Origin of the sequence: Rathayibacter caricis DSM 15933 (assembly GCF_003044275.1) — a bacterium.
GTDB lineage: Bacteria > Actinomycetota > Actinomycetes > Actinomycetales > Microbacteriaceae > Rathayibacter > Rathayibacter caricis.
Window position 1 is genome coordinate 333,538 of the sequence record NZ_PZPL01000001.1, and the last position, 22,903, is coordinate 356,440.

Consider the following 22,903-nt stretch of genomic DNA (forward strand, 5'->3'; position numbering starts at 1 on the left):
ACCCCCACCGTTCACAACGAAGGAAGGATGCCTCTCGGACACGCAGATCCCGGTGATCTGCGGCCTCGATGAGGCGATCCTTCCTTCGTTGTGAACCGCGAACCCCGTTACTTGCGGAACATGCGCGCCGTGGTCTCGAAGAGGCCCTTCACCGGGCGCTGCTGCTCGCCCTGCTGGGCGCCGAGGATGATGATGACCGAGGTCAGCACCGGGATCAGCCACTGGGTGGCCTTCTGCACGCGCAGGGCAGTGGTCATCTCGGGCGAATTCGACGGCGAGGCCTCGGTGACTCCCTCTGCTCCCTCGTCGATGTGCTTGGCCTGAGTCGCTCCCGCGATCGCAGCGGTGACCGAGGCGGCGCCGGCGAGACCGGTGACGACGGTCTTGATGATCGTGTTGGTGCGGCTCTCCTGCTGATTCGCGAGGCGGGTCTTGTTCGCGAGGATCAGGCCGATGCCTCCGACGCCGTGGGCGATGATCGCGGCGAACTGCACCGGGCTCCAGCGGGCCCAGCCGACCGACGCGACGCGGAGGCGCTCGGACGGGTCGGAGGAGGTCGCGGCGGCTCCGTTCAGCCCGACGGCACCCATGAGGGATCCGCCGAACCAGGCGGCGGCGCCGAGGTCGTGGAGGCTGCGGACGAGCGTGTTCCGTGACGGCATGCGTGTCTCTTCTCTTCTCGGTCGACAGGCGGGAGCTCTGGCCCCCGTATACGGGCGACGCTACGCGTGGGCGGGGGTGTGCGGTCGGGGCTTGACCTCTCCCCGCGCAGACGCTCTGGTAGGAGCACGAGGGCGCCCGGCGTCCGCGACGGGAGGAGTGACATGCCGGATCAGGACGAGCAGCGGAGCATCCGCGACGACTTCCACGAGGCCGTGAACATGACGGCGAAGGAGATCGAGAGCTGGCTCGAGACCGACGAGTCGAAGGAGGTCGGCCAGAAGTCCGACGGCGGCGAATCGGTCGGCCACCACAGCGGCCGCCGCATCATCGAGATCCTCGGCACCAAGCAGGCCGACCTCAGCGACGACGACTACGCCCACATGAAGAAGGTCGTCGGCTACGTGCACCGGCACTCGGCGCAGCGTCCGGACGGGGACGTGACGGAGACGAAGTGGCGGTACTCGCTGATGAACTGGGGGAACGACCCGCTGAAGAAGTGACGGATGCCCAGCCTGTCGGCGACCATGATCGTCGGATGCAGATTCTCGAGGTCGTGGCCGCTGTCATCACCGACGGGGATCGCATCCTCGCCTGCCGGCGCAGGTCTGAGAAATCGGCCGGCGGTCTGTGGGAGTTCCCGGGCGGGAAGATCGAGCCTGGGGAGACGCCTGAGCAGGCGCTTGAGCGGGAGATCGCCGAGGAGCTGGGAGTGGTCGTCAGCGTGGGTCATTTGCTCACGGTCGACGACACCGAGGTGGGCCCTCGCGTCATCCGATTGAGCTGCTGGTGGACGACTCTGCACGGTGACCCGCCGCTCACGAGCACGGATCACGACGCGCTTCGCTGGCTGACTCGGGACGAGTTGCCTGCCCTCGAGTGGGCCACCCCGGATCTTCCTGCTGTGGCGAAGCTCACCGCAAAGGCCTAAGCCTCAATCAGCTCGAACTCCTCGCCGTGCCGCACGGCCGTAATGATGTTCAAGCTCGTGATGAGTTGCTGGAGGTCCACCTCGGGGTGGCCAGGAAGCAGGATGACCGGAACAGCCGCGAGCCCCTTCTCGTTGGCGACATGGGCGTAGTCGAGGACCTGCCCGATTGCCGTTCGCACGTACGAGCGCGCGGTCGACTTCTTCGCCTCCACGATCCAGCCACTGGTCGTCACGTAGAGATCCGGCTCGATGCGCGAAGAACCAACGGGAAGTGTCAGTCGACTGGGAGGAGTTCCATTCCTCGTCAGCCATTCGCCGAAGGCCGCTTGCAGCTCGAATTCGACACGGGAGACAACTCGCTCGTCGATCGGTGCTGACTCCTCTCCTGCCACGACGATGTCGGAATAGGCGGGAGCTGCCCACTCGCTGACGTGAGCATCGGCGGGCTTCGCACCGCCGTAAGCGGGCAGCGTCGTGACGTCGGCATCGACCGGGAGCAGATTGAAGATGATCCCCCGGCGCAACGTTCCCTCGTTGTCCGGGATGATCTCGTAGCGATAGGTCGGAAGGCCTGTTGTAAACGCTCCGATATACGTGACGCGGGTGTTCTGGACCGTGAAAAGCCGGATGATTCGACCATTCTTGGCCGCATCCCGGAGGGCAAGATTTCCGCGAAGGAACACCTGATCTCCCACCTGACCCTCACCCGTGTAGGAGTAGGAACCGTCCTCCCGCAGGCCTTCGAACCTGTCGTAGCCGTGCCGTGCGCCTTTCGCGGGATCAGTGAAGATGAAGATCTCACCGAGAGATCGCGGAGTGGAGATTCCGCCCTGCTGCTGGCCTCCATACGCTCGATGAACGGCGCGACGCAGCACCTGGTCACCGACGGAAAGGGAGAACCGTGGGATCTCGACTGGTTCCACCCGGAGGCGATCGCGAACCGCATCCGCTTGCTCATCGCTGAGTTCCCAGCGCGTCGTGCCGATGTCGAGAGTTCCGAAGAATTCTCGGAGAACGTCGCGAATTCGTTTCTGCGGAACTCCGAGCTCGAGTGATAGATCGGCCGGGGTGAGGGTGGGCATGAGCCCGACATTACGAAGAGCGGATTCGAACGCCGGCGAATATCGCTCGTGTTAGAACCACCATCCGCTCGACGAAGACGAGCATGCTTCGAATTACAGCTCGGCGAGCGTGAGGGGGCCGCTTCCTGCTCAGCCTCCTTTGAACATCACGAGGCTGCCGGCTTGGTCCGAACGGTCACGCCAGGCGATCCCCGCCAGTACCGAATCGTTACCGAGAGAGCGCTCTCTTCCGGTCTATCCTGGCCAGGCACGCCGCGACGGCCCGCCTCCGCGACCAGCCGATCCTCCACTCGCCGATCACCGGCCCGCCGATCCCACTCACTGAGGAGTACCCATGCGATCGTCCCTGCACCGCCGTCTCACCCTTCCGGTCGCCGTTCTGGCGGCGGCCGGACTCGCGCTCGCGGGCTGCTCGAGCAGCAGCGACCCGAACGATCCGAACGCGGGCGGCGGCTCCGGCGGCGGCTCGGTCGGCACCGCCGACGGGGTCGTGAACGTCTACGGCACCATCAACGGTGACGAGGCGACGCTCCTCGAGGAGTCCTGGGCGGACTGGGAGGAGGAGTCGGGCATCGACATCAAGTACACGGGCGACAAGGGCTTCGAGCAGCAGATCGGCATCAAGGTGCAGGGCGGCGACACTCCGGACCTCGCGATCTTCCCGCAGCCGGGGCTGCTGGCCGACACGGTGGCCTCGGGGAAGGTGAAGGAGCTGCCCGAGGGCGCCCTCACGAACGTCCAGAACAACTGGTCGGAGGACTGGCAGAAGTACGGCCAGGTCGACGGGACGCAGTACGGCGCTCCGCTGATGGCGAGCGTGAAGGGCTACGTCTGGTACTCCCCGGCGAAGTTCGCGGAGTGGGGCGTCTCGGTTCCGACGACCTGGGACGAGATGGAGGCGCTCGGGAAGACGATCGCCGAGAAGAGCGGCGGGCCCTCGTGGTGCGCCGGCTTCGCCTCCGATGCCGCGTCGGGCTGGCCGGGAACGGACTGGATCGAGGACGCGGTGCTGCGCGAGGCCGGCCCCGACGTGTACGACCAGTGGGTCGCGGGCGATGTGCCCTTCACCGACCCCCAGATCAAGGCGGCGTTCGACTCCGTCGGCTCGATCCTCCTCGACCCGACGCTCGTCAACGCGGGCTACGGCGACGTCTCGTCGATCAACTCGACCGCATTCGGCGACGTCGCGCAGAACATCGCGAACGACTCCTGCGCGCTGACCCACCAGGCGTCGTTCTTCGAGGGCTTCATCATCGGCGCCGACGCGACGGTGGCCGAGGACGGCGACGTGTGGGCGTTCCTCACTCCGCCGATCAGCGCCGAGGACGACCAGGCCGTGACCGGCGGTGGCGAGTTCGTCGCCGCGTTCGCCGACGACGAGGACACCGCGAAGGTGCAGGAGTACCTCGCGAGCGCCGACTGGGCCAACAGCCGCGTCTCGCTCGGCGGAGTCATCTCGGCCAACAAGGGCCTCGACCCCGAGAACGCGAGCAGCGAGCTGCTGAAGGACTCGATCGCGATCCTGCAGAGCGAGGACACCACGTTCCGCTTCGACGCGTCCGACCTGATGCCCAAGGCGGTCGGCTCGGACAGCTTCTTCAAGGGGATCGTCGACTGGGTCGACGGGTCGAGCACGGACCAGGTCCTCGAGTCCATCCAGGCCGGGTACACCTCCTAGGAGGAGTCACCGGCTCCAGGGAACCCCGGACCGTCGAGAGAGCCCGCAGCTGCGGGTTCCCTCGGCGGGCCGGGGTTCCGTCGTTCAGGCGTGCGGGTGCGGGTGCGTCCGCTCGAGCGACGCGCCCTCGATGTCGACGTCGGGCAGCAGCCGGTCGAGCCAGCGGGGCAGCCACCAGGCGGAGCGGCCGAGCAGGTGCATCAGAGCGGGCATCAGCAGCATCCGGACGACGAAGGCGTCGAGGAGCACGCCGAACGCGAGGCCGAAGCCCATCGAGCGGATGATGGTCGACTCCGAGAAGATGAAGCCGCCGAACACCGCCACCATGATCAGCGCGGCGGCGATCACGACGGACTTGCCGGCCTGGAAGCCCTGCGCCACGGCGAGGCGGGCGTTCGCGCCGTGCACGTACGCCTCCCGCATCCCCGACGCGAGGAAGAGCTGGTAGTCCATCGCGAGCCCGAAGAGGATGCCGACGAGGATCACGGGCAGGAAGCTCAGGATCGGACCGGTGGCGTGCAGGCCGATCAGGTCTGCGCCCCAGCCGAACTGGAACACCGCGGTGATCAGGCCGTAGGTCGCGAACAGCGACAGGATGAAGCCTCCCGTGGCGATGACCGGGACGAGCAGCGAGCGGAACACCATGATCATGATGAGCAGCGAGAGCCCGACGACGACCGCCAGGTAGGTCGGCAGGACCGCGTTCAGCCCCTCCGAGATGTCGATGTTGGTCGCGGCCTGGCCGGCCACTCCGAGCACGATGCCGTCACCCACGGGAGGCAGGTCGCGGAGGTCCTGCACGAGCTGCTCGGTGGAGGCGCTGTTGGGGCCCTCGGCGGGCAGCACCTGGAAGGCCAGGAGCGTGCCGTCGTCGGACGTGGCGACGGGCGCGACGGCGACCACGTCGTCCTGCTCCGAGATCGTGCGGGCGATGTCGACCTGCGTGCGCAGGAGGTCGTCGTCGGCGACTCCGCTCGGCACGGAGGCGCTGACGAGCAGCGGGCCGTTCGCGCCGGCGCCGAACTCGTCGCCCACGATCTCGAAGGCGCGGGCGCTGGTCGAGCCCTCGGGCTCGCTGGAGCCGTCGGGCAGGCCGAGGCGCATCGAGAGCGACGGGATCGCGATGATCAGCAGGGCGACGATCGTGCCGACGACCGTGACGACGGCGCGGACGGTCGACATGGGCCGGGCGGGCGCGAGCACCTTCTGCGTGCCGACGGCGGCGCGGGCCTTGCGGCGCAGGAGTCGCGTGCCGAGGAGGCCGAGGATCGCGGGTGCGAGGGTGATCGCGATGAGCACGGCCACCGCGACGCAGATCGCGCCGACGGTGCCCATGAGCGCGAGGAACGGGATGCCGGTGATGTTCAGGGCGAGCAGTGCGACGACGACGGTCGAGCCGGCGAAGACGACCGCGGTGCCGGAGGTGCCGTTGGCCAGTCCGATCGACTCGCGGACCTCGACTCCCGCGAGCAGCTGCCTCCGGTGCCGGTTCACGATGAAGAGGGAGTAGTCGATGCCGACCGCGAGGCCGAGCATCACGCCGAGGACGGGGGTGACCGACGCCATGTCGATGACGCCGGAGAAGGCGAGCGAAGCGGTGACGCCCACTCCGACGCCGACCAGCGCGGTCACGATCGGGAGGGCCGCGGCGACGAGGGAGCCGAGCATCACGATGAGGACGACCGCCGCGAACACGAGGCCGACGACCTCGCCGACTCCGAAGATCTGCGGGACGCCCTGGGCGAGGTCGGTCGCGAAGCTGACGTCGGCGCCGGCGACCGGGGACTCCTCGAAGTGGTCGACGACACCCTGCTTGACCTCCTCGGACAGCTCGAGGCGCGGATCGGTGAACGAGATGTTCACGATGGCGGTGGAGCCGTCGTCGGACACGACTCCGATGCCGTCGGCATAGCCGAGCAGCTCCTCGCCGAGGTCGAGGGGCTCGGCCCCGGCCTCGAGCTCCTGACGGGACGCGTCGAGGGTCGCCTGCTGCTCGTCGAGGAGCGCCTTCTGCGGATCGAGCTGCGCCTGCTGCGCGTCGATCGCCGCGAGCTGCTGCGCCGGCGCACCGGCCGCCACGGCCTGCTCGCGGGCGGCGGTGAGCTGCTGCTGCGCGGCGTCGAGCTGCGCGCGGCCGGCGTCGAGCTGCGCCTGCCCGGCCTCCAGCTGCTCCTCCCCCGCCTCGAGCTGCGCGCGGCCGTCGGCCAGCTGCGCGGCTCCGTCGAGCTGCGACTGCCGCGCCTGGAACGGATCGACGACCGCGGCCACCCCGTCGAGGTCGGCGGCGGAGGCGGCGAGCGCCGAGATCGCGGACTCCTGCTCGGCGGTCAGGGCCGAGCCGTCGTCGGTGCGGTAGACGACCGTGCCGGTGCCGCCCGCCGTGTCGGGCAGCTTCTCGGCGAGCTGATCGGTGACCGCGCCGGACGCCGTGCCCGGGATGTCGAAGCTGTTGGTCAGCGTGCCGCCGGCCGCGAGGAACGCGCCCACCGAGACTCCGAGGATCACGACCCAGGCGACGATCACCGCCCACGCGCGACGAGCGGCGAACGAGCCGAGACGGAAGAGCAGGGTGGCCACGGAGGTCTCCTGACGTGCGGGGGAAGGGGGACGCGCTAGATCATACGGTACGTCTCGTCTAGGCAATGGGAGTAGCCTGAGAACATGACGGAGCATCGGAGCGGCCCGGTCCGCAGCGTCGCGGCGCGCGAATCGGTCCTCGAGGCGACGGCGCGGCTCTTCGCTCAGCAGGGCTGGGACCACCTCACGATGGAGGGCATCGCCAAGGAGGCGGGTGTCTCGAAGCAGACGGTCTACCGCTGGTGGCCCTCGCGCGGGGCGCTGATCGCCGACTGCATGATCGACGGCCGCCTCGTCGCGATCGAGATCGAGATCGCCGACACGGGCGACCTGCGCCGCGACCTGGAGGACTGGCTGACACCGATCCTGGAGCTCGCGGCGACCGAGCAGGGCACGACCCTCATCCGCTCGCTCGTCGCGGCCGGGTCCGAGGACGCCGCGGTCGGCGAGCGGCTCATCGACGCGTTCGGCGTCGACCAGACGCTGTCGGAGCGGTTCGCGAGCGCGGTGCGCGCCGGTCAGCTGCCCGAGGACACCCCGGTCGACGAGATCGGCTACGCGATCCTCGGCGCGATCGTCCTGCCGACGGTCGGCCGGCGGCAGAGCGTGCCGGCATCGGTGCGGCGGCTGGTCGACTTCCTGGTGCGGCCGGCGTAGCGGCCCGTCAGGACGAGGAGCGGTTCGACCCGTGTGGAGCGACGGGCGCGAAGCCCTGCTCGCGAAGCAGGTGCTTGATGCCGTCGTGCTCGTCGAAGACGTAGGCCCGCGCGAGCAGCTCGGTGAAGCGGCGCGCCGCCGTCGGGTCCTGCTCGTCCACGGGAACCGTGAGCGTGCGGGGCGGTTGCTCGCGGATCACCAGAGCGTTGGCCACGAGGATCGCGGTCCTCTTGTTCCCGTCCATGAACGGCTGGGCTTTCGCCAGGTGCACGAACAGGTCCAGCGCCTGCTCGGACGCGTCGGGCTCCGCCAGGGCCCGATCGACGATCCGCTGCACTCCGACGAGGTCGGGGGCCGCGGGCTCGTGCCGGCCGAACGGCGTGCTGACACCGATCCTGTCGTCGTCGCGGCGGAACCGCCCGGGATGCAGCGCGGCGCTGCGGGTGAGCTGCGCGTTCACGTCGCGGACGTACGCCGCATCGATCGGTCGGTCGCGGGTGTCGATGATGAACTGCGACGCGTCGCGGAGATCCTCCAGCAGCGCGAGGTCCGAGCGCGAGGTGACGCCCGTCAGATCGCCCGACCGCAGGAAGTTCTCGGTGTCGAGACGTCCAGTGGACAGGCCGTCGAAGACCTTGCCCGACGAGTACACGACAGCGGCGAGGTCGGCGACCACGAGGTCGGTCATGAGCGGCCCCTTCCTCGAACAGCGGATGCGCGCTCGACTCTACCCAGACGCAGCGATCAGTCCCCCGTCGGGAACGGGTCGGAGTAGCGGGCCCACGCCCGCGGCCCCGCCAGCAGCTCGGACGGGGTCAGCAGGCACTCCGCGAGCGCCGACGTGACCCGCCGCGTCTCGAGCGAGAGGCCGTAGAGCACCAGCTCCTGCCCGGTGACGACCTCCGAGAGGTCGAGGTCGGCGGGGGTCGGCGAGAGGCCGAGCACCTCCCCCACGCTCGACCACGACAGGGCGCGCTCGGCGCGGGTGGCGAGGGTGACGAAGCCGCGCGAGCGCACGACGTCGCCGACCCGCTGCGGGAACTGCTCGACGAGCGCGCCGAGGCGGCCCGGGTGGAACGGCCGCGGGTCGCGGAAGACGACGGTGCCGAGCGGCACCTCCGACGAGAGGCGCAGGGCCCGGCGCCCGCCGAGCTCGCCGATCCAGCCGGGCGCGCGCCGCACGCGCCGGAGCGCCTCGACCGGCACCGGAGGCGGCACGACGCGGCCGGCGGTGAGCGCGGCGAGCGAGACGGCCGACGCGGAGGGGGCGAGGAGGGCGATCAGGGCGAGACCGGCCTCGTGGGCGGCCCGCTGCCCCTCCGCCGGACCCGCGACGACGACGAGCGTGCTCCACTCGAGCTGCTCGACGAGCCGCTCGACGGCGGTCACGCCGGGCTCGGGGCCCGAGAAGTCGTCCGCGGTCCGCACCGCGACCCAGAGGGCGGCCGGCTCGACCACCGTCACCACGTGCCCGAGGCAGAGCGGCCCGCAGCCGTCCTCGAGCAGGGCGGCGAGCTGCTCGAGCGGGGCGTGATCGGAGGTGGTGCCCGGTCCGCAGAAGTGCACGAACGCGGCCGCCTCCACGGGCTCGAGCTGACGGTCGTTCTCGACGACGTGGCCCTCGAGACGCAGGGCGAGCAGCGCGGCGATGCGGCGGCGCCGCTCCGGGTCACCGTCGCTGACGATCGAGACGACGGAGCGCTCGGCTGGCATGGGTCCTCCTCCTGGCCCGGTCGGCACCGGACGGGCATACCCTACTATCGAGAACTGTTCTCATTAACATCGACAACACGGAGGAACGCATGAAGGTCCGCAATTCGCTCAAGAACCTCAAGGACCAGCCCGGCTCGCAGATCGTGCGGCGCCGCGGCCGGGTGTTCGTGATCAACAAGCAGAACCCGCGGCTGAAGGCGCGGCAGGGCTGACACCGGGAGTCACATCGATTCGACCCCGGCCGGGCGGGCTGCTTCACTACCTAGCATGAGTAGGGATTGCATCGTCGTCGGGGCCGGTCTGTTCGGGACCGCCACCGCGCTGCACCTCGCGCGAGCGGGGGCGCGGGTCGTGCTGGTCGACTCCGGAGCCGCGGCGCACGGCACCACCGCCGCGGGGGCCGGCTTCGTCGGCCTCTGGGCCGCGGGCTACGCCTGGTACTGGAACGAGTCCGAGCGCGACCTCGAGCAGTACGGCATCGACTTCTACCGCGGGCTCGCCGGGCCGATCCACCTGCGCGAGACCGGCAGCGCCTGGCTCGCCGTGACGGAGGAGGGGGTCCGCGACCACCTCGGACCCCTCGCCGCGCATCCGCTGCGCCCCGAGGGGGCGCGGTCGCTCTCGCCCGACGAGGCGGCCGAGCTCGTGCCCGGTCTCGACCCGGCGGCCGTCGCGGGCGGCTTCGTGCACCCCGGCGGCATCCAGATCAGCGCTCCGGATGCGGGGCTCGCGCTCGTCGCCGCCGCCCGCGCCGCGGGGGTCGAGGTGATCGAGCACACCGCCGTCGCCGAGGTCGTCGCGGCGGACGGGCGCGCGAGCGGGGTGCGCACGGCCGACGGTCGGGTCCTCGGCGCCGACGCGGTCGTGCTCGCCGCGGGGTCGTGGACGAACGCGCTCCTCGCCCCGCTCGGCCGGCGGCTGCCGCTGGCGCGGGTCGTCGCGAGCCGGCTGACTACGCGGCCCTTCGGACTCCCTCCGCTGCCCACGCTGATGCTGCCCGAGCTCGACGGCCTCTGGGTGCGTGAGCACCTCGGCGGCCTCACCTACGGCAACGGCGTCGGCTACGAGGCGCTCGGCGAGGCCGCGGCCGACCGCCGCCCGCAGCGCACCGACCTGATCGAGCGGATGGACGCGCACCTCGCGCCGATCCTCGCCCGCCTGCTCCCCTCCTCCGCCGACGCGGTGCGCGACACCGAGTGGACCCAGGGCGTCGTCTCCTACACCGCCGATCGGCGCTTCCTCGCCGGCCCGATCCCCGAGCTGCCCGGGCTGTTCGTCGCCGCGGGCGACAACGAGAGCGGAGTGACGCACGGGCCCGGCCTCGGCCGTCTCGTCGCCGAGCTCGTGCTCGAGGGCCGCAGCAGCCTCGGCGACGCGAGCCGGTACGCGCCCGGCCGCTTCGCTCCGCAGCCCTTCGCCGACGAGGCCGCCGTGCTCGCCGCGATGCCGCCGCGGCGCGAGGTCGACGCGGAGGAGGCGCGATGAGCGGCCGCGACGTCGTCGTCGTGGGCGCGGGGCTGGTCGGAGCCGCCGCCGCCCGCTCCCTCGCCGAGCGCGGCGACCGCGTGATCGTGTTCGAGCGCTTCGAGCGCGGCCACGACCGCGGCTCCTCCCACGGCGCGACGCGCATCTTCCGCCGGGGCTACCCGCAGGACGACTACCGCGCCCTCACCGGCCGCGCCGCCCGCGAATGGGCCCGGCTCGAGCGCGAGAGCGGGCGGAGCCTCCTCACCGCGACGGGAGCGATCGACCACGGCGACGCCGACGCCCTGCGCGAGATCGAGGACGCGTTCGTGCGCGACGGGATCGCGGTGGAGCGCCTCGACGCCGCCGAGGCCTCGCGCCGCTGGCCGGGACTCCGCTTCGAGACCGACGTGCTGCTGCACCCCGAGGGCGGGCGGCTCGACGCGACCGCCGCGATCGAGGCGCTGCTGGCGTCGGCCGAAGCGCACGGCGCGATCGTCCGCGAGCGCGCGGGCGTGCAGAGCATCGAGGAACGCGACGGAGGCGTGCGGGTCGTCACCGACGAGGGCCCGCTCACCGCCGACGCCGTCGTCGTGGCGGGCGGATCGTGGACCCCGGCACTCGTGGGCGGACTGGTCGAGGCGGCGGGCCGGCACCTTCCTCCGCTGCGCGTGACCCAGGAGCAGCCCGTGCACGTCACGACGGAGCTGCCGCTGGACGCGTGGCCGAGCTTCGTGCACCACCGCGGCGACCGGCCCGTGATCTACGGACTCGCGACCCCCGGAGTCGGCGTGAAGGTCGGCGAGCACGGCACCGGACGCGTCGTCGACCCCGACCACCGCGACTTCCGCCCCGAGCCCGAGCGGCACGCGCGCCTCGTCGCCTACCTCGAGGAGTGGCTGCCCGGCGTCGACGCGGCGAGCGCCGAGGCGATCAGCTGCCTCTACGACACCACCCCCACCGAGGACTTCGTGATCGACCGGATCGGGCGGGTGGCGCTCGCCACCGGCTTCTCGGGCCACGGCTTCAAGTTCGGGCCGGTCCTCGGCGACCTGCTCGCCGATCTGGTCGACGGGGGCGAGCCGCTGGCCCGCTTCCGGCTCGGCTGAGTCCGCCCCTCCCCTTCCCTCCGACGAAAGCAGCAGCATGCACTCCTCCCGCGCACTCGGCGCCCTCGCCCTGCTCGGCACGACCGCCCTCCTCGCCGCCTGCACCGGCGCGAGCGACGGCGGCGGCTCCTCCGACCGCCTCGTGATCGGCACGACCGACTCGATCGTCTCGCTCGACCCGGCCGGCGCCTGGGACCGCGGCAGTTTCACTCCGCAGAACCAGATCTACCAGCACCTGCTGAGCTACGAGGACGGCGACACCACGCCGGTTCCGGAGGCCGCGGAGGAGTGCGGGTTCGACGACCCGACGACGTACCGCTGCTCGATCGCGCCCGGGCTGACCTTCTCGAACGGCGACGAGCTGACCGCGTCGGACGTCGTCTTCTCGTTCCAGCGCGTGGTCGACATCGCGGCCGACAACGGGCCCTCCCCTCTGCTCGCGAACATGGAGTCGGTGGCGCAGGACGGCGAGGACGTGGTGTTCACGCTCGCGGTGCCGGACGACCAGACCTGGTCGTACGTGCTCTCGAGCATGGCCGGTCCGATCGTGGACGAGGAGGTGTACCCCGCCGACGAGCTGCTGGAGGACGCCGACGTGATCGGCTCGGGCCCCTACGCGGTCGAGAGCTACGAGGACGGCGGACTTCTGCTGCTCGCGGCGAACGAGGCCTACTCGGGCGATGCTCCCGTGACCTCGCAGGTCGTGCTGAAGCCGTACACCTCGTCGACGAACCTGCGCCTGGACGTCGAGAACGGCGGGGTGGACGTGGCCTATCGCTCGCTCACCGCGACCGACGTCGAGGACCTGCGCGACGACTCCGATCTTCAGGTCGTCGACGGCCCGGGCGGCTCGGTGCGCTTCCTCACCTTCAACGTGACCACGCAGCCGGGCGGCACTCCGGAGCAGAAGCTCGCGATCCGCCAGGCGGTCGCGTCGCTCGTCGACCGCGAGGAGCTGGCGGAGCAGGTCTACCGCGGCACCTACGCACCCGCCTACTCGGTCGTGCTCGACGGGCAGACCGGCGCGACGGAGGCGTTCGCCGACGCCTACGGAGCGACTCCCGACCCAGACGCCGCCGCCGCGCTGCTCGCCGCCGCCGGGGTGCCGGTGCCCGTCGCCCTGCCGATCCAGTACACGAGCGACCACTACGGGCCCGACTCGGCCCAGGAGTACGCGCTGGTGAAGTCGCAGCTCGAGGAATCCGGGCTGTTCACGGTCGACCTGCAGTCGACGGAGTGGACCAGCTACGTCACCGAGCTGGTGCCCGAGTCGGGTTACCCCGCGTACCAGCTCGGCTTCTTCCCGGACTACCCGGACCCCGACAACTTCCTCCGCGCGGCGTACTCGTCGACCGGATCCTCGGTCGCGAACGGCTACACGAGCGCCGAGGTCGACGCACTGATCGACACGGAGGCGACGGCCACGGACCTCGGGGCGCGCACGGCCGCGATCCAGGAGCTGCAGCGCGTGACGGCGGCCGACGCGCCGATCGTCCCGCTGCTGCAGGGCCGCGAGACGGTCGTGGCGGCGTCGGGCGTGACGGGTCTGGAGGACACGCTCGACGCGACGTACCTGTTCCGGTTCTCGGCGCTGGGGAAGTAGGGGCGCGCTGCAACCGAGGGAACCCCGGACCGTCGAGACGTCCCGCTGCTGCGGGCTCCCTCGACGGGTCGGGGTTCCCTCGGTTGCGCGGGGTCAGCGGGTGAGGAGGACGGCGTCCTGCTGCCAGGGGTCGTCCTCCTCCGCGGGGACGGGGGCGGGGCGCTTCGTGCGGGCGACGGAGAGGGCGACGGTCGCGGCGGTCTGGGCGAAGGCGGCGGTCAGCACCGCCGGCGCGACGACCCGCAGGGCGTTCTGCAGGATCGCGATCGGAGGGATCTCGTCGTTCGACCACTCGTAGCTCGTCGGGAGGGACGCGGCCACGGCGAGGACGGCGGCGACGACCAGCCAGAGCAGGATCGTCCACGCGAGCAGGAGCCCGCGCCAGAAGACAGGCCGCCGGCTCACGTGCGGACGGCCTTCACGGCCACGGCGGCTCCCAGCGACAGCGTTCCGACGGTGATCGCCGGGCCGGGCACGAAGCTCCCGACGAGCATCATCAGCTGATCCGTCGGACTGCCGTCGGAGTAGTAGACCATCGAGCTCCCCGACCACAGGACCGAGACTCCGATCACCACGAACAGGACGCCCATCGCGGCGAGGACGAGCGGAACGCGGAAGTCGAGGGCCGACCACGCCTTCTCCTCCGGCTCGGTCGGCCGCTCATCGGAGTCGTCCTGCGGCAGGGACGAGAGGGGTTCCGGCGCCGTCGAGGTGCGCTCCGCCTGCCGCTCGAAGCCGAGCGTGCGGATCGGGTCGAGGACCGGCTCCGACGTCGGGAGCGCGGTGGTGCGCGGGCGGGTCGCGGCGGTGTCGCGGCGCCTCGGGCGGCGGAACCGCTCCTCCGCCTTCGCGCCCCGCTCGGGAGCGGGACCGTCGTAGCCGCGCTGGAACGCGGCGTGGTAGCGCGGATCGGTCCCCGCGTCGGTGTCGTGCGTCCGGCGTGCGTCGCTCACATGTCCCCCCGGGCTCGTGCGTTCGCGCCCATCCTCCCCCACGGGCGGCGGAGGAGCGAGCGTCAGCGGGAGACCGCCGCGCGCGACGGGAGGCTCGCGACGGCCGCGCCGACGAGGAGCAGCGCGATCGTCACCGCGGTGAAGAGCGGCCAGCCGCCCGCCTCGACGACGAGGCCGAGGAGCCAGCCGCCCACTCCGGAGCCGACGTAGAAGGCGATCGTGTAGACCGCGCCGGCGTGACCGCGCAGGGCCGGAGCCGCCCGCGCGCCGGTCCACGCCGCTCCGGTCGCGTGCACGGCGAAGAAGCCGGCGGTGAGCACGACGAGGCCGGCGATCACGACGGCGACGACGTCCGAGAGCATCACCGCGAGGCCGACGACCATGGCGGCGATGCCGACGCGCATGAGCGTGCGCGGTCCGATGCGCGGAGCCCAGCGGCCGGCGAGGCGCGAGGAGACCGTGCCCGCCAGGTAGGTCGCGAACAGCAGTGAGGCCAGCGCGGGCGGGAGGGCGAACGGCGGCGCCTCGAGGCGGAAGGCGAGGTAGTTGTAGACCGCGACGAACACGCCGACGACGAGCACGGTCTGCACGGCGAGCGCCAGCAGCACCGGATCGCGCAGGACGCGCACGGTCTTGGACCAGCCGCTCCCCCGCTCCGGAGCGACGGCCCGAGCCGAGGGTCCTCGGGGGGCGAGGAGCGCGAACGCGAGCGCGGCGGCGGCGCAGACCAGCGTCACGACGAGCAGCGCGGGGCGCCAGCCGAGCAGCGGAGCGAGGGGCCCGGCGATAAGGCGGCCCGCGGCTCCCCCGATCGTGGTCCCCGAGACGTAGGCCGCGGCGGCGGCCGTGGCGACCGCTCCGCCGACCCGGTCGTGGATCGCGGCGACGGCGAGGGCCGGCACCGCCCCGAGGACCGCTCCGCCGAGGAAGCGGAGCACGAGCAGCACCTCGAAGGACGGCGCGACGCAGGCGAGCAGCGCGAGGACCACCGACGAGAGCACGGCGATGCGCATCGACTCGAGCCGGCCGATGCGCTCGGCGATCGACGCCCACGGCAGCACCATCAGCGCGAGGCCGAGCGTGGCGGCCGAGACGGTGAGCGCGGCCTCGGCCGGGGTGAGCGCGAACTCGCGAGCGAGCTGCGGGAGCACGCTCTGCACGGCGTAGAGCTCGGCGAAGGTGGCGACTCCGGCGGCCAGGAGCGCGAGGGTCATGCGGCGGTCGGTGCGCTCCGCCGTTCGCGGACGCTCGACGGTGCTCATGACTGCGAGGCTAGATCGGCTCGGAACGGATGACCAATGGCGATCGCGGCCCGACCTATACGATTCGGACATGAGCGACGACGCCGTCTGGCCCGCGATCCTGAAGCTGCTGCCCGTGCTCGTGGCCGTCGCCCAGACCGGCAGCGTCACCGCCGCGGCCGAGGAGCTGGGAGTGCCGCAGCCGACGGCGAGCCGCTCGCTCGCGCGGCTCGCCGAGCTCGTGCGCACGCCGCTGGTGCGCCGCGAGGGCCGCGGAGTGGTGCTGACGGAGGCGGGGCGCCGGCTCGCCGAGGCGGCGCAGGACGGGATGGCGGTCATCCGCACGGGGCTCGCCGAGGTGCGCCAGGCCGGCGAGCTCGAGGACGGGCGCATCTCGATCGCCTTCCAGACGCTGCTCGGCGAGAGCTACGTGCCGGACGTGATCCGCCGCTTCCGCCGTCGCTGGCCGCGAGTGGGCTTCGGCCTCCGGCATGGGTCGCGGGCGCTGTGCCTTCGCGCGGTGGCCGACGGCGAGGCCGAGCTCGCGATCGTCGCCGATCCGCCGACCCTGTCCGGCACCACCACGACCACCCTCTACACCGAGCCGCTGCTCGCGGTGGTGCACCACCGCCATCCGCTCGCCTCGCGCCGCTCGGTGACGGTGGAGGATCTGCGCGGGCTCGATCTGATCATGCTGTCGGCCGGCTACGGACTGCACGAGTCGGCGCGGCGGCTCCTGCGCCACGACGGCCGCGACCCGGAGCCGGTGTTCGAGGTGGGCGACTACCGGGCCGCACGCGGGCTGGCGGCAGCGGGGCTGGGGATGACGATCCTGCCCGCGAGCCCGTCCTCGATCGACGACGGAGTGCGCGAGATCCCGATCGACGATCCGAGGGCGATGCGCGAGATCGGGGTGCTGGTGGCGGACACCGGCAACCCGGTGGTGCCCGAGTTCGTGCGGGCGCTGCGGGTCGCAGCGGGAGCGCGCGGGCGGGTCGTGGGGTGACGCTCTGCTGTCAAGTACAGGACACGGCGGGGCGTCGTAAAGGATGCTCGGAGAGGATCCACCCACTCCCCCTGCCGCGCACCACTGTCACCCGAGGACGGCACCGGCCATGATCCTGCTCCGCACCCACTCCAACCGCTGGATCGCGCGTGCCCGCCGCGCGGGCACCGTCGTCGGCGTCATCACGCTCGACACCGACCCGGGGCGCCCCGTCCACCGCACCGTCCGGCTCGATCCGAGCGGCGAGCGCGTGCTGCTGCGCGACACCGAGTCGCTCGAGGAGGCGTTCGCGGTGCTGCTCGCGGGCGTCGAGCGGGCCCGGCTCGCCCTGGAGGCGGAGCTCGCCGGACCCGCCGCTCCGGTGAGCGTGCGCGAGATCCTCGAGGACGCGGCGACACCGCCCGACGAAGACGGGATCGCCGCCTGAGCTAGCGCGTCGAGACGCTGCCCGTCGGAGTCGCGTCCGCGGCCGCTCCGCTCTCCTCGCGGAACAGGCGCTCCGCCTCCTCGCCGCCGACGGCCTCGCCGCGCGCGACCATGCCGGCCTGATCCGACAGCGGGATCTGCTTGAGGAAGATCGCGAGCACGAGGGCCAGCAAAATGAACGGGATGAGGTACCAGAAGACCGGCGCGAGCGAGTCGGCGTAGGCGGTCACCACTCCGTCGCGGACCTCGTCGGGCAGGGTGCTCAGCGTCTGCGGGTCGAGGGTGGCGGCCGAGGCGCCCGCGGCGGAGTCGCCGGCTCCCGCGAAGACCGCGGTCAGCTTCTCGGTGAGCGAGTTCGTGAAGATCGTGCCGAAGATCGCGACACCCAGGGCGGCGCCGACCTCGCGGAAGTAGTTGTTCGTGCTGGTCGCCGTGCCGATCTGCTCGGCCGGGACGGCGTTCTGCACGACGAGGACCACGACCTGCATGATCAGGCCGAGCCCGGCGCCGAAGACGAACAGGTAGACGCAGATCAGCCAGATCGGGGTCTCGGCGGCGAGCGTGGTCATCGCGGTCATCGCGATCGCGGTGAGGATCGTGCCGACGATCGGGAACACCTTGTACTTGCCGGTCTTCGTGATTGCGATGCCGGACAGGATCGACGTGCCCATCAGGCCCGCCATCATCGGCAGCATCAGCAGGCCCGACGCGGCCGCGGAGGTGCCGGACGCCATCTGCAGGAAAGTGGGGATGAATCCGATCGCCGCGAACATGCCCAGGCCCAGGGTCAGGCCGATCGCGGTGGCGTTGAGGAAGATCGGGTTGCGGAAGAGGCTCAGCGGGATGATCGGATCCTCGGCGCGGGACTCGACCCAGACGAACCCGGCGACCGAGAGCACGAGGCCGGCGCCGAAGAGCCAGGTCTCGGGAGCGCCCCAGCCGTGCTGCGCGTCGCCGCCGAAGTCGCTGAAGAAGATGAGGAACGTGGTCGCGGCCGAGAGCAGCACGACTCCGGGGATGTCGATCCGCTTCTGCGCCTTCCTGCTGGGCAGGGTGAGCGCGAACCAGGCGATCGCGAACGCGGCGATGCCGACCGGGATGTTGATGTAGAACGCCCACTGCCAGGTGAGGTGGTCGACGAACAGGCCGCCGAGCAGGGGGCCGGCGATGGCCGAGAGGCCGAACACGGCGCCGATCGGGCCGAGGTACTTGCCGCGCTCGTTGGCCGGCACGATGTCGGCGATGATCGCCTGCGACAGGATCATCAGCCCGCCGCCGCCGAGGCCCTGCAGGGCGCGGAACACCACGAAGCTCCAGAAGTCGCCCGCGAACGCGCAGCCGACGGAGGCGATCGTGAAGAGCGCGATCGCGATCAGGAACAGGTTCCGCCGGCCGAGCACATCGCCGAACTTGCCGTAGATCGGCATGACGATCGTGGTGGCGAGGAGGTAGGCCGTGGTGATCCAGGCCTGGTGCTCGACTCCGCCGAGCTGCCCCACGATGGTGGGCATCGCGGTCGAGACGATGGTCTGGTCGAGGCTCGAGAGCAGCATGCCGGCGATGAGCGCCGAGAAGATGATCCAGATCCTGCGCTGCGTGAGCAGGAGCGGCTTGGCGGGGGCGGTGGTCATCGGTCCTCTTCGGGGGTGACGGGGGCGGCGGGAGCGAACAGGGCGCGGGCCTCGGCGAGGCGGGAGCGGAGGATCTCGGGGAACGGGGCCGGGGACTCGGACGTGAGCGCCTCCTCCACGGCCAGGCGTGCGACGGTGCCGACGAGCTGGACGGCCAGGCGGAGTCGCGGATCGCCCGGCTCGAGGCCCTCGCGCTCGACAGACAGGCTCTCGAGCAGGCGGTCGCGCTCGCTGCCGACCTGGAGGAGCGCGGCGAGCAGCTTGGGCTCGCGCTCGAGCAGCGCGAAGAGCTCGTGCGCGCGCTCGGGAGTGAGTCCGATGGCCTCGAAGTGCTCGATCGCGAGGTCGGCGAGCGCGTCGAGCAGGTCGTCGGACAGGCGCCCGGGCCGGCCGCCACCCGCGAGGAAGCGCTGGGCCGCCTCGCCCTCGAGTCCGTCCTCGGGGCGGCCGAGCACGGCCTGCTCCTTCGAGGGGAAGTGGTTGAAGAAGGTGCGCCGCGAGAGCCCGACGTCGTCGCAGAGCTCGTCGACGGTGAAACCGTGCAGCCCGCGCTCGACCGCGAGCTCGCGCGCCCGGCGGGCGAGCTGTGCGCGCCGCTCGGCGACCTGGTGGGCGCGCGTGGTCGTTGCACTATCGGTCATGAAGTGCATTGTTGCACGAGATGCATACTCGGTTGCACGACTCACGTGGCTCGCGAAGCACCGGTTGGCATATCTAAACCCTTTCCACTCAATTGGTTCGTAGAGTTTTAGAATGAGCAGGTGAGCACTGCAGGGCCATCGTCTTTGAGCGAGTTGCTCCTCGATACGGGGATCGCAGCGGACATCTCCGATGCCCGGCACCTGCGGATAGCGCTGCCCTTCCGTGACGTGATCCATGTGCATCTCGTCGTCGGCTCTCGTCCGCCTACTCCGTCCGAGATGCGGGCGCGCCGGGCGTCGGCGGACCCGGGCACGGTCACGGGGTTCGTGACACCCCGCGTGAACGCGGCAGCCCGACGCGTGGCGCTCGAGGACACGCGCTTCGCCCTCTTCGGCCTCGACGACGGCGTCGTGATCCTCGGAGGAGAGGAGCGGAGCACCCGCGGAGAGGAGCCGGCCCACCGCATCAGCCCTCGTGCGCCGTACGCGCGCTTCGCGCTCTACCGGGCGCTCGTGCGAACTCGGGAGCCCAGATCGCAGACGACCCTCGCCGGGGAGTGCGGCGTCTCGCAGATGAGCATCTCGAAGCTCCTCGCGGCGGACCCGGCTTTGGCCGGGAGGACCTCGGGCGGATGGCTCGCGCACGACCCGACGTCGCTCGTCGAGCGCTTCCTCGCCGACTATCCGGGCCCGGGCGGGCTCTCCGAGTTCTGGTTCTCTCCCCGCCCGGTCGTGGAGCAGGGGGAGATCGCGTCGACCACCGACGTCTCAGTGCTGCTCTCCGGTGACACGGCCGCCGACCGTCTCGCCCCGTGGAGGATCCCGAGACGAGCGCGGGTCTACTGCGATCACAGTCTTCCGCTCGAGGAAGCCGGCTTCGGCCGGACCGATCCCCGCGAGGCCTCGTTGCACGTCACGATCCCGGCGGACCGGACGATCCGGGCCACCGCGACAGCGTGGTACCCGGACGGCCGGACCGTCGATCCCCTCGTCGCCGCCTGGGACCTCCGGTCCACCGGTGGTGCCGATTCCTCCGAGGCAGTCGATCGCCTTCTGAGCACGGCGATGACGTCGTGGACGCGATGAGAGCCGTCGCGCTTCCTTCTCTGTCGCGCGCCGACGATGCAGCTTTTCTCGCCCTCCACGACGCCTCGCTCGCGATCGCCGATCTCGAGGAGGCCTGCATCGTCGGCGGTCAGATGGTGGCGCTCCTGTCCGCCGCCTTTCCGAGTCCGTCGACGACCACGCGCCGGACAGTCGACGCGGATGCCGCCGTCTCGCCCGTCATCGCGGCATCGGGAGCGCTTCACGCGAGTCTGACGTCTCGTGGATACACGTCGACGGCGGGCAACCACTACATCCTGGGCGAGCGTGAGATCGACGTCCTGGTACCGGCGACCGGCGGCGGGTTCGAGAAGGCGGAGTACGGAGGACGCGGATTCGATGGTGCGCCCGGACTGCACCTCGCGTTGAGCGGCACGATCGCCCTCGATGTCACGGCGGTCCTCCTCGCGGGCGCTCCCCTGCGGTTCGCCACTCGAGTGCCCGGAGTGGAGCGGGCGCTGATCGTCAAGGCGCTCGCGTACGAGTCGCGCCGATCGCAGAAGGACCTGGCGGACCTCTTCACACTGCTCCTCATCAGGGAGGCTCACGACGCCGATGCCCTCGGCGGCTGGCACATAGGCGACGCCGCCGCCCCCGGAGCTCGCCGGGACGCCGCGCTCGCGCTGCACCGGCTCGCAGGAGCGCCCGGCCTCCGCCTGATGTTGAGGGGATCGGACGTGCCGCAGGGGCGCTTCGCCTCCCTCATCCGCACCTACGTTGCGGAAAGCTGACCCGCCGGGCCCGACATCCGGAGGCCGGAGTCCACCTCCGTCGAGAGGCGAGCGAGGGCACTCACGCCCTCCGAACCGAGCGGGCGGGTCCCCTAGCTCAACCGACCGATCCGGCTGCGACGCTCGCGAGGTACTCCTCGGAAGCTACCTCGGTTCGGAACTCGAGGATCTCCACCGCATGCGCCTTCAACTCAAGAAGCACCTCCTCAGGAGTCACGTAGAAGAACTCGCGTCGGAGGTTGATGCGATTCACCCGCTTGTCCGAGAACACCTGGTGCAGCATCGACTCGACCCCGACCGCGTCGTCGGCGAAGAACAGGGCGTGAACGTCGAAACGGAACGGCACCGAGGCGTCGCCCAGCTCGTTCACCCGGTCCATCGGCTCGAGACGCCTCGTCATGCCGATCTTGACCATCTGATCGCCGAACGCACCCCGATTGGAGATGACGTAGACGTAGCCCGCGCGGATGTTGGCCGCGCGATAGTCGACGTCGTGCAGCGCTCGATCGACATCCGCGATACGTGCACGCAGACGCTGGGCTCCCTCGGCGTCCCCGTTCGCTTCCAGCGCGGCGAGCGTGGCCGTGTAGTGCGCCTTCTCTTTGTCGAGCCGCTCGTGCTCTCGCGCCAGTTCCTGCTCGGCCTTGCGCTGCTCTCGCAGCTCCTCCCGACGGGCCCGCTCCATCTCCTTCTCCCGCTGGAGAGCCTGAAGATGCTGATTGGCGAGCTGGATCTCGGTCAGCCGCAAGTGGTGGTAGTCGGGATCGATGGTCAGCGTGATCATCTTTCCCTGACGCTCGATCATCTCGACCGCCTTGCTCAGGCGAGCCTGTGCGACGGCGAGGTTGCCTGCGCGGACCGTCTTGACGCAGTTCTCGGCTTCGGCGTTGTACGCGCGCAGCAGGATCTTCGTCATGTCGCTCACGAAGCGTCGACCCTGCGCTTCGGAGCCGTTGAAGGTGAAACCGCTCGATGCGCGGGCGGCGGTCTTGTCCCTGACCGCGGCTTTGATCCGGGACCGCACGCCCTCGAGCCGGGTCGCGAGATCGGCCGACGCCTCCGCCGGATGCTCGTAGTCGTACAGGCCGAGCTCCTGGATGTCTGCCGTCTGGCGGACACCGACGATCTGCGACAGGACGCCGTCGAGCTCACGCCCGCGGTCCAGGAGCTGTGCCTCCACTTCGGCAAGGGCGGCCCGCACGGAAGCCGCTCGCGCCTCCTCCTGCGCCGAGCGCGACTCGAGTTCCTGCTGCCATCGGCTCTGCTCCTCGGCGATCTCCATGCGCCGACGGTTCTTCTCCGCGTCGAGCTCGGTGAGATCAAGGATTCCGTAGCGCTCAAGAGCGTCCTCGAGCTCGGCGACGCGCGACCCCAGTTCCCTCGCCCTCTTCCTCGCCCCGAAGAAGGGGACATCGACGCCTGGAGAGGCATCGGCAGCGGAGTCCGCGGTGCTCTGCTCCGCTCGCTTCTCCGCGCGGCGGCTCTCACGCCGGGACACCGGCTCCCGGTCAGCGTTCGTCTCGGTGACCGGAGCCACCGGGTGGGTGTGCTCCGTCCATGAGGCACCGTCCCAGTACCGGAGTATCGACGGATCGGTCGGGTCGGGGTACCAGTTGGCTGCGGCGCTCACGAGTCCGAGCGTAAAGGGCATCTGTCGGCCAAGTGTTCGCCTCTCGGTGCGACACGGGAAATCTCC

23 protein-coding genes are annotated in these 22,903 nt (G+C 71.0%); 12 read left to right on the forward strand and 11 right to left on the reverse strand.

Features of this window, described 5'->3' with window-relative positions:
• Positions 1-107 precede the first annotated feature (107 nt).
• On the reverse strand, positions 108-662 hold the full coding sequence (locus tag C1I63_RS01580; protein WP_107573509.1) for a hypothetical protein: 555 nt from the start codon (positions 660-662) through the stop codon (positions 108-110).
• A 162-nt stretch (positions 663-824) separates the two neighbouring features.
• Here C1I63_RS01580 and C1I63_RS01585 point away from each other — a divergent pair, with 162 nt between their 5' ends.
• Together C1I63_RS01585 and C1I63_RS01590 are read left to right on the forward strand one after the other, a co-directional pair.
• Positions 825-1,163, forward strand: coding sequence for a DUF3140 domain-containing protein (locus tag C1I63_RS01585; RefSeq protein WP_107573510.1), 339 nt, complete (start codon positions 825-827; stop codon positions 1,161-1,163).
• Positions 1,164-1,198: 35 nt separating this feature from the next.
• Positions 1,199-1,591, forward strand: a complete 393-nt coding sequence (locus tag C1I63_RS01590; protein WP_107573511.1) for a (deoxy)nucleoside triphosphate pyrophosphohydrolase — start codon at positions 1,199-1,201, stop codon at positions 1,589-1,591.
• On the opposite strand, the gene C1I63_RS01595 is transcribed toward C1I63_RS01590, so the two are convergent.
• The gene (locus tag C1I63_RS01595; RefSeq protein ID WP_107573512.1) at positions 1,588-2,673 is read right to left on the reverse strand and encodes an SRA domain-containing endonuclease; all 1,086 of its coding nucleotides are present in this window, start codon (positions 2,671-2,673) and stop codon (positions 1,588-1,590) included. The two genes, C1I63_RS01590 and C1I63_RS01595, sit on opposite strands and share 4 nt — an antisense overlap.
• Positions 2,674-3,007: 334 nt before the next feature.
• Between C1I63_RS01595 and C1I63_RS01600 the strand changes: the two genes are divergently transcribed.
• Positions 3,008-4,351 (forward strand): ABC transporter substrate-binding protein, encoded by a 1,344-nt coding sequence (locus C1I63_RS01600; RefSeq protein WP_107573513.1) that lies wholly within the window; start codon positions 3,008-3,010, stop codon positions 4,349-4,351.
• 84 nt (positions 4,352-4,435) lie between these two features.
• Here C1I63_RS01600 and C1I63_RS01605 read toward each other — a convergent pair whose 3' ends face one another.
• Positions 4,436-6,928, reverse strand: a complete 2,493-nt coding sequence (locus tag C1I63_RS01605) for an MMPL family transporter (RefSeq protein ID WP_107573514.1) — start codon at positions 6,926-6,928, stop codon at positions 4,436-4,438.
• A gap of 84 nt (positions 6,929-7,012) precedes the next feature.
• Between C1I63_RS01605 and C1I63_RS01610 the strand changes: the two genes are divergently transcribed.
• The gene (locus C1I63_RS01610) at positions 7,013-7,585 is read left to right on the forward strand and encodes a TetR/AcrR family transcriptional regulator (RefSeq protein WP_055790232.1); all 573 of its coding nucleotides are present in this window, start codon (positions 7,013-7,015) and stop codon (positions 7,583-7,585) included.
• A 7-nt stretch (positions 7,586-7,592) separates the two neighbouring features.
• Here the strand turns inward: C1I63_RS01610 and C1I63_RS01615 are convergent, their stop codons facing one another.
• Both C1I63_RS01615 and C1I63_RS01620 read right to left on the reverse strand, forming a co-directional pair.
• The gene (locus tag C1I63_RS01615; protein ID WP_107573515.1) at positions 7,593-8,273 is read right to left on the reverse strand and encodes a Fic family protein; all 681 of its coding nucleotides are present in this window, start codon (positions 8,271-8,273) and stop codon (positions 7,593-7,595) included.
• A 56-nt stretch (positions 8,274-8,329) separates the two neighbouring features.
• Complete coding sequence (locus C1I63_RS01620) at positions 8,330-9,298, reverse strand: CobW family GTP-binding protein (protein ID WP_107573516.1); 969 nt, start codon at positions 9,296-9,298, stop codon at positions 8,330-8,332.
• 89 nt (positions 9,299-9,387) lie between these two features.
• Between C1I63_RS01620 and ykgO the strand changes: the two genes are divergently transcribed.
• From ykgO to C1I63_RS01640, 4 genes are read left to right on the forward strand one after another with little or no spacing between them, the layout of a single operon-like run.
• On the forward strand, positions 9,388-9,510 hold the full coding sequence (gene ykgO, locus C1I63_RS01625) for a type B 50S ribosomal protein L36 (RefSeq protein WP_055790224.1): 123 nt from the start codon (positions 9,388-9,390) through the stop codon (positions 9,508-9,510).
• A 55-nt stretch (positions 9,511-9,565) separates the two neighbouring features.
• The gene (locus tag C1I63_RS01630; RefSeq protein WP_107573517.1) at positions 9,566-10,783 is read left to right on the forward strand and encodes an NAD(P)/FAD-dependent oxidoreductase; all 1,218 of its coding nucleotides are present in this window, start codon (positions 9,566-9,568) and stop codon (positions 10,781-10,783) included.
• Positions 10,780-11,871 carry an FAD-dependent oxidoreductase gene (locus tag C1I63_RS01635; protein ID WP_107573518.1) on the forward strand — a complete coding sequence of 364 codons (1,092 nt, stop codon included), beginning with the start codon at positions 10,780-10,782 and terminating at the stop codon, positions 11,869-11,871. The genes C1I63_RS01630 and C1I63_RS01635 overlap by 4 nt, the downstream gene beginning before the upstream one ends.
• 37 nt (positions 11,872-11,908) lie before the next feature.
• Entirely contained in the window at positions 11,909-13,474 is a 1,566-nt protein-coding gene (locus tag C1I63_RS01640) for an ABC transporter substrate-binding protein (protein ID WP_107573519.1), read from the forward strand.
• A gap of 93 nt (positions 13,475-13,567) precedes the next feature.
• On the opposite strand, the gene C1I63_RS01645 is transcribed toward C1I63_RS01640, so the two are convergent.
• The 3 genes from C1I63_RS01645 to C1I63_RS01655 form a co-directional block, all read right to left on the reverse strand.
• Positions 13,568-13,879: a hypothetical protein gene (locus C1I63_RS01645; RefSeq protein WP_107573520.1), complete on the reverse strand. Its 312-nt coding sequence runs from the start codon at positions 13,877-13,879 to the stop codon at positions 13,568-13,570.
• On the reverse strand, positions 13,876-14,427 hold the full coding sequence (locus C1I63_RS01650; RefSeq protein ID WP_107573521.1) for a hypothetical protein: 552 nt from the start codon (positions 14,425-14,427) through the stop codon (positions 13,876-13,878). The genes C1I63_RS01645 and C1I63_RS01650 overlap by 4 nt, the downstream gene beginning before the upstream one ends.
• A gap of 62 nt (positions 14,428-14,489) precedes the next feature.
• On the reverse strand, positions 14,490-15,689 hold the full coding sequence (locus C1I63_RS01655) for an MFS transporter (RefSeq protein ID WP_170116287.1): 1,200 nt from the start codon (positions 15,687-15,689) through the stop codon (positions 14,490-14,492).
• A gap of 70 nt (positions 15,690-15,759) precedes the next feature.
• On the opposite strand from C1I63_RS01655, the gene C1I63_RS01660 reads away from it, so the two are divergent.
• Both C1I63_RS01660 and C1I63_RS01665 read left to right on the forward strand, forming a co-directional pair.
• Entirely contained in the window at positions 15,760-16,674 is a 915-nt protein-coding gene (locus C1I63_RS01660; RefSeq protein WP_170116288.1) for a LysR family transcriptional regulator, read from the forward strand.
• 109 nt (positions 16,675-16,783) lie between these two features.
• Complete coding sequence (locus C1I63_RS01665) at positions 16,784-17,101, forward strand: hypothetical protein (protein WP_107573523.1); 318 nt, start codon at positions 16,784-16,786, stop codon at positions 17,099-17,101.
• 1 nt (position 17,102) lies between these two features.
• Here the strand turns inward: C1I63_RS01665 and C1I63_RS01670 are convergent, their stop codons facing one another.
• On the reverse strand, positions 17,103-18,731 hold the full coding sequence (locus C1I63_RS01670; RefSeq protein WP_107573524.1) for an MDR family MFS transporter: 1,629 nt from the start codon (positions 18,729-18,731) through the stop codon (positions 17,103-17,105).
• A complete protein-coding gene (locus C1I63_RS01675) occupies positions 18,728-19,372 on the reverse strand; it encodes a TetR/AcrR family transcriptional regulator (RefSeq protein WP_170116289.1) in 645 nt (214 codons plus the stop codon). Before C1I63_RS01675 ends, C1I63_RS01670 begins: the two co-directional genes overlap by 4 nt.
• 339 nt (positions 19,373-19,711) lie before the next feature.
• On the opposite strand from C1I63_RS01675, the gene C1I63_RS01680 reads away from it, so the two are divergent.
• Positions 19,712-20,458: a hypothetical protein gene (locus C1I63_RS01680; protein WP_146168335.1), complete on the forward strand. Its 747-nt coding sequence runs from the start codon at positions 19,712-19,714 to the stop codon at positions 20,456-20,458.
• A complete protein-coding gene (locus C1I63_RS01685) occupies positions 20,446-21,207 on the forward strand; it encodes a hypothetical protein (protein WP_107573527.1) in 762 nt (253 codons plus the stop codon). Before C1I63_RS01680 ends, C1I63_RS01685 begins: the two co-directional genes overlap by 13 nt.
• Before the next feature lie 97 nt (positions 21,208-21,304).
• Here the strand turns inward: C1I63_RS01685 and C1I63_RS01690 are convergent, their stop codons facing one another.
• Positions 21,305-22,837: an SNIPE associated domain-containing protein gene (locus C1I63_RS01690; protein WP_107575686.1), complete on the reverse strand. Its 1,533-nt coding sequence runs from the start codon at positions 22,835-22,837 to the stop codon at positions 21,305-21,307.
• Positions 22,838-22,903: the final 66 nt, after the last annotated feature.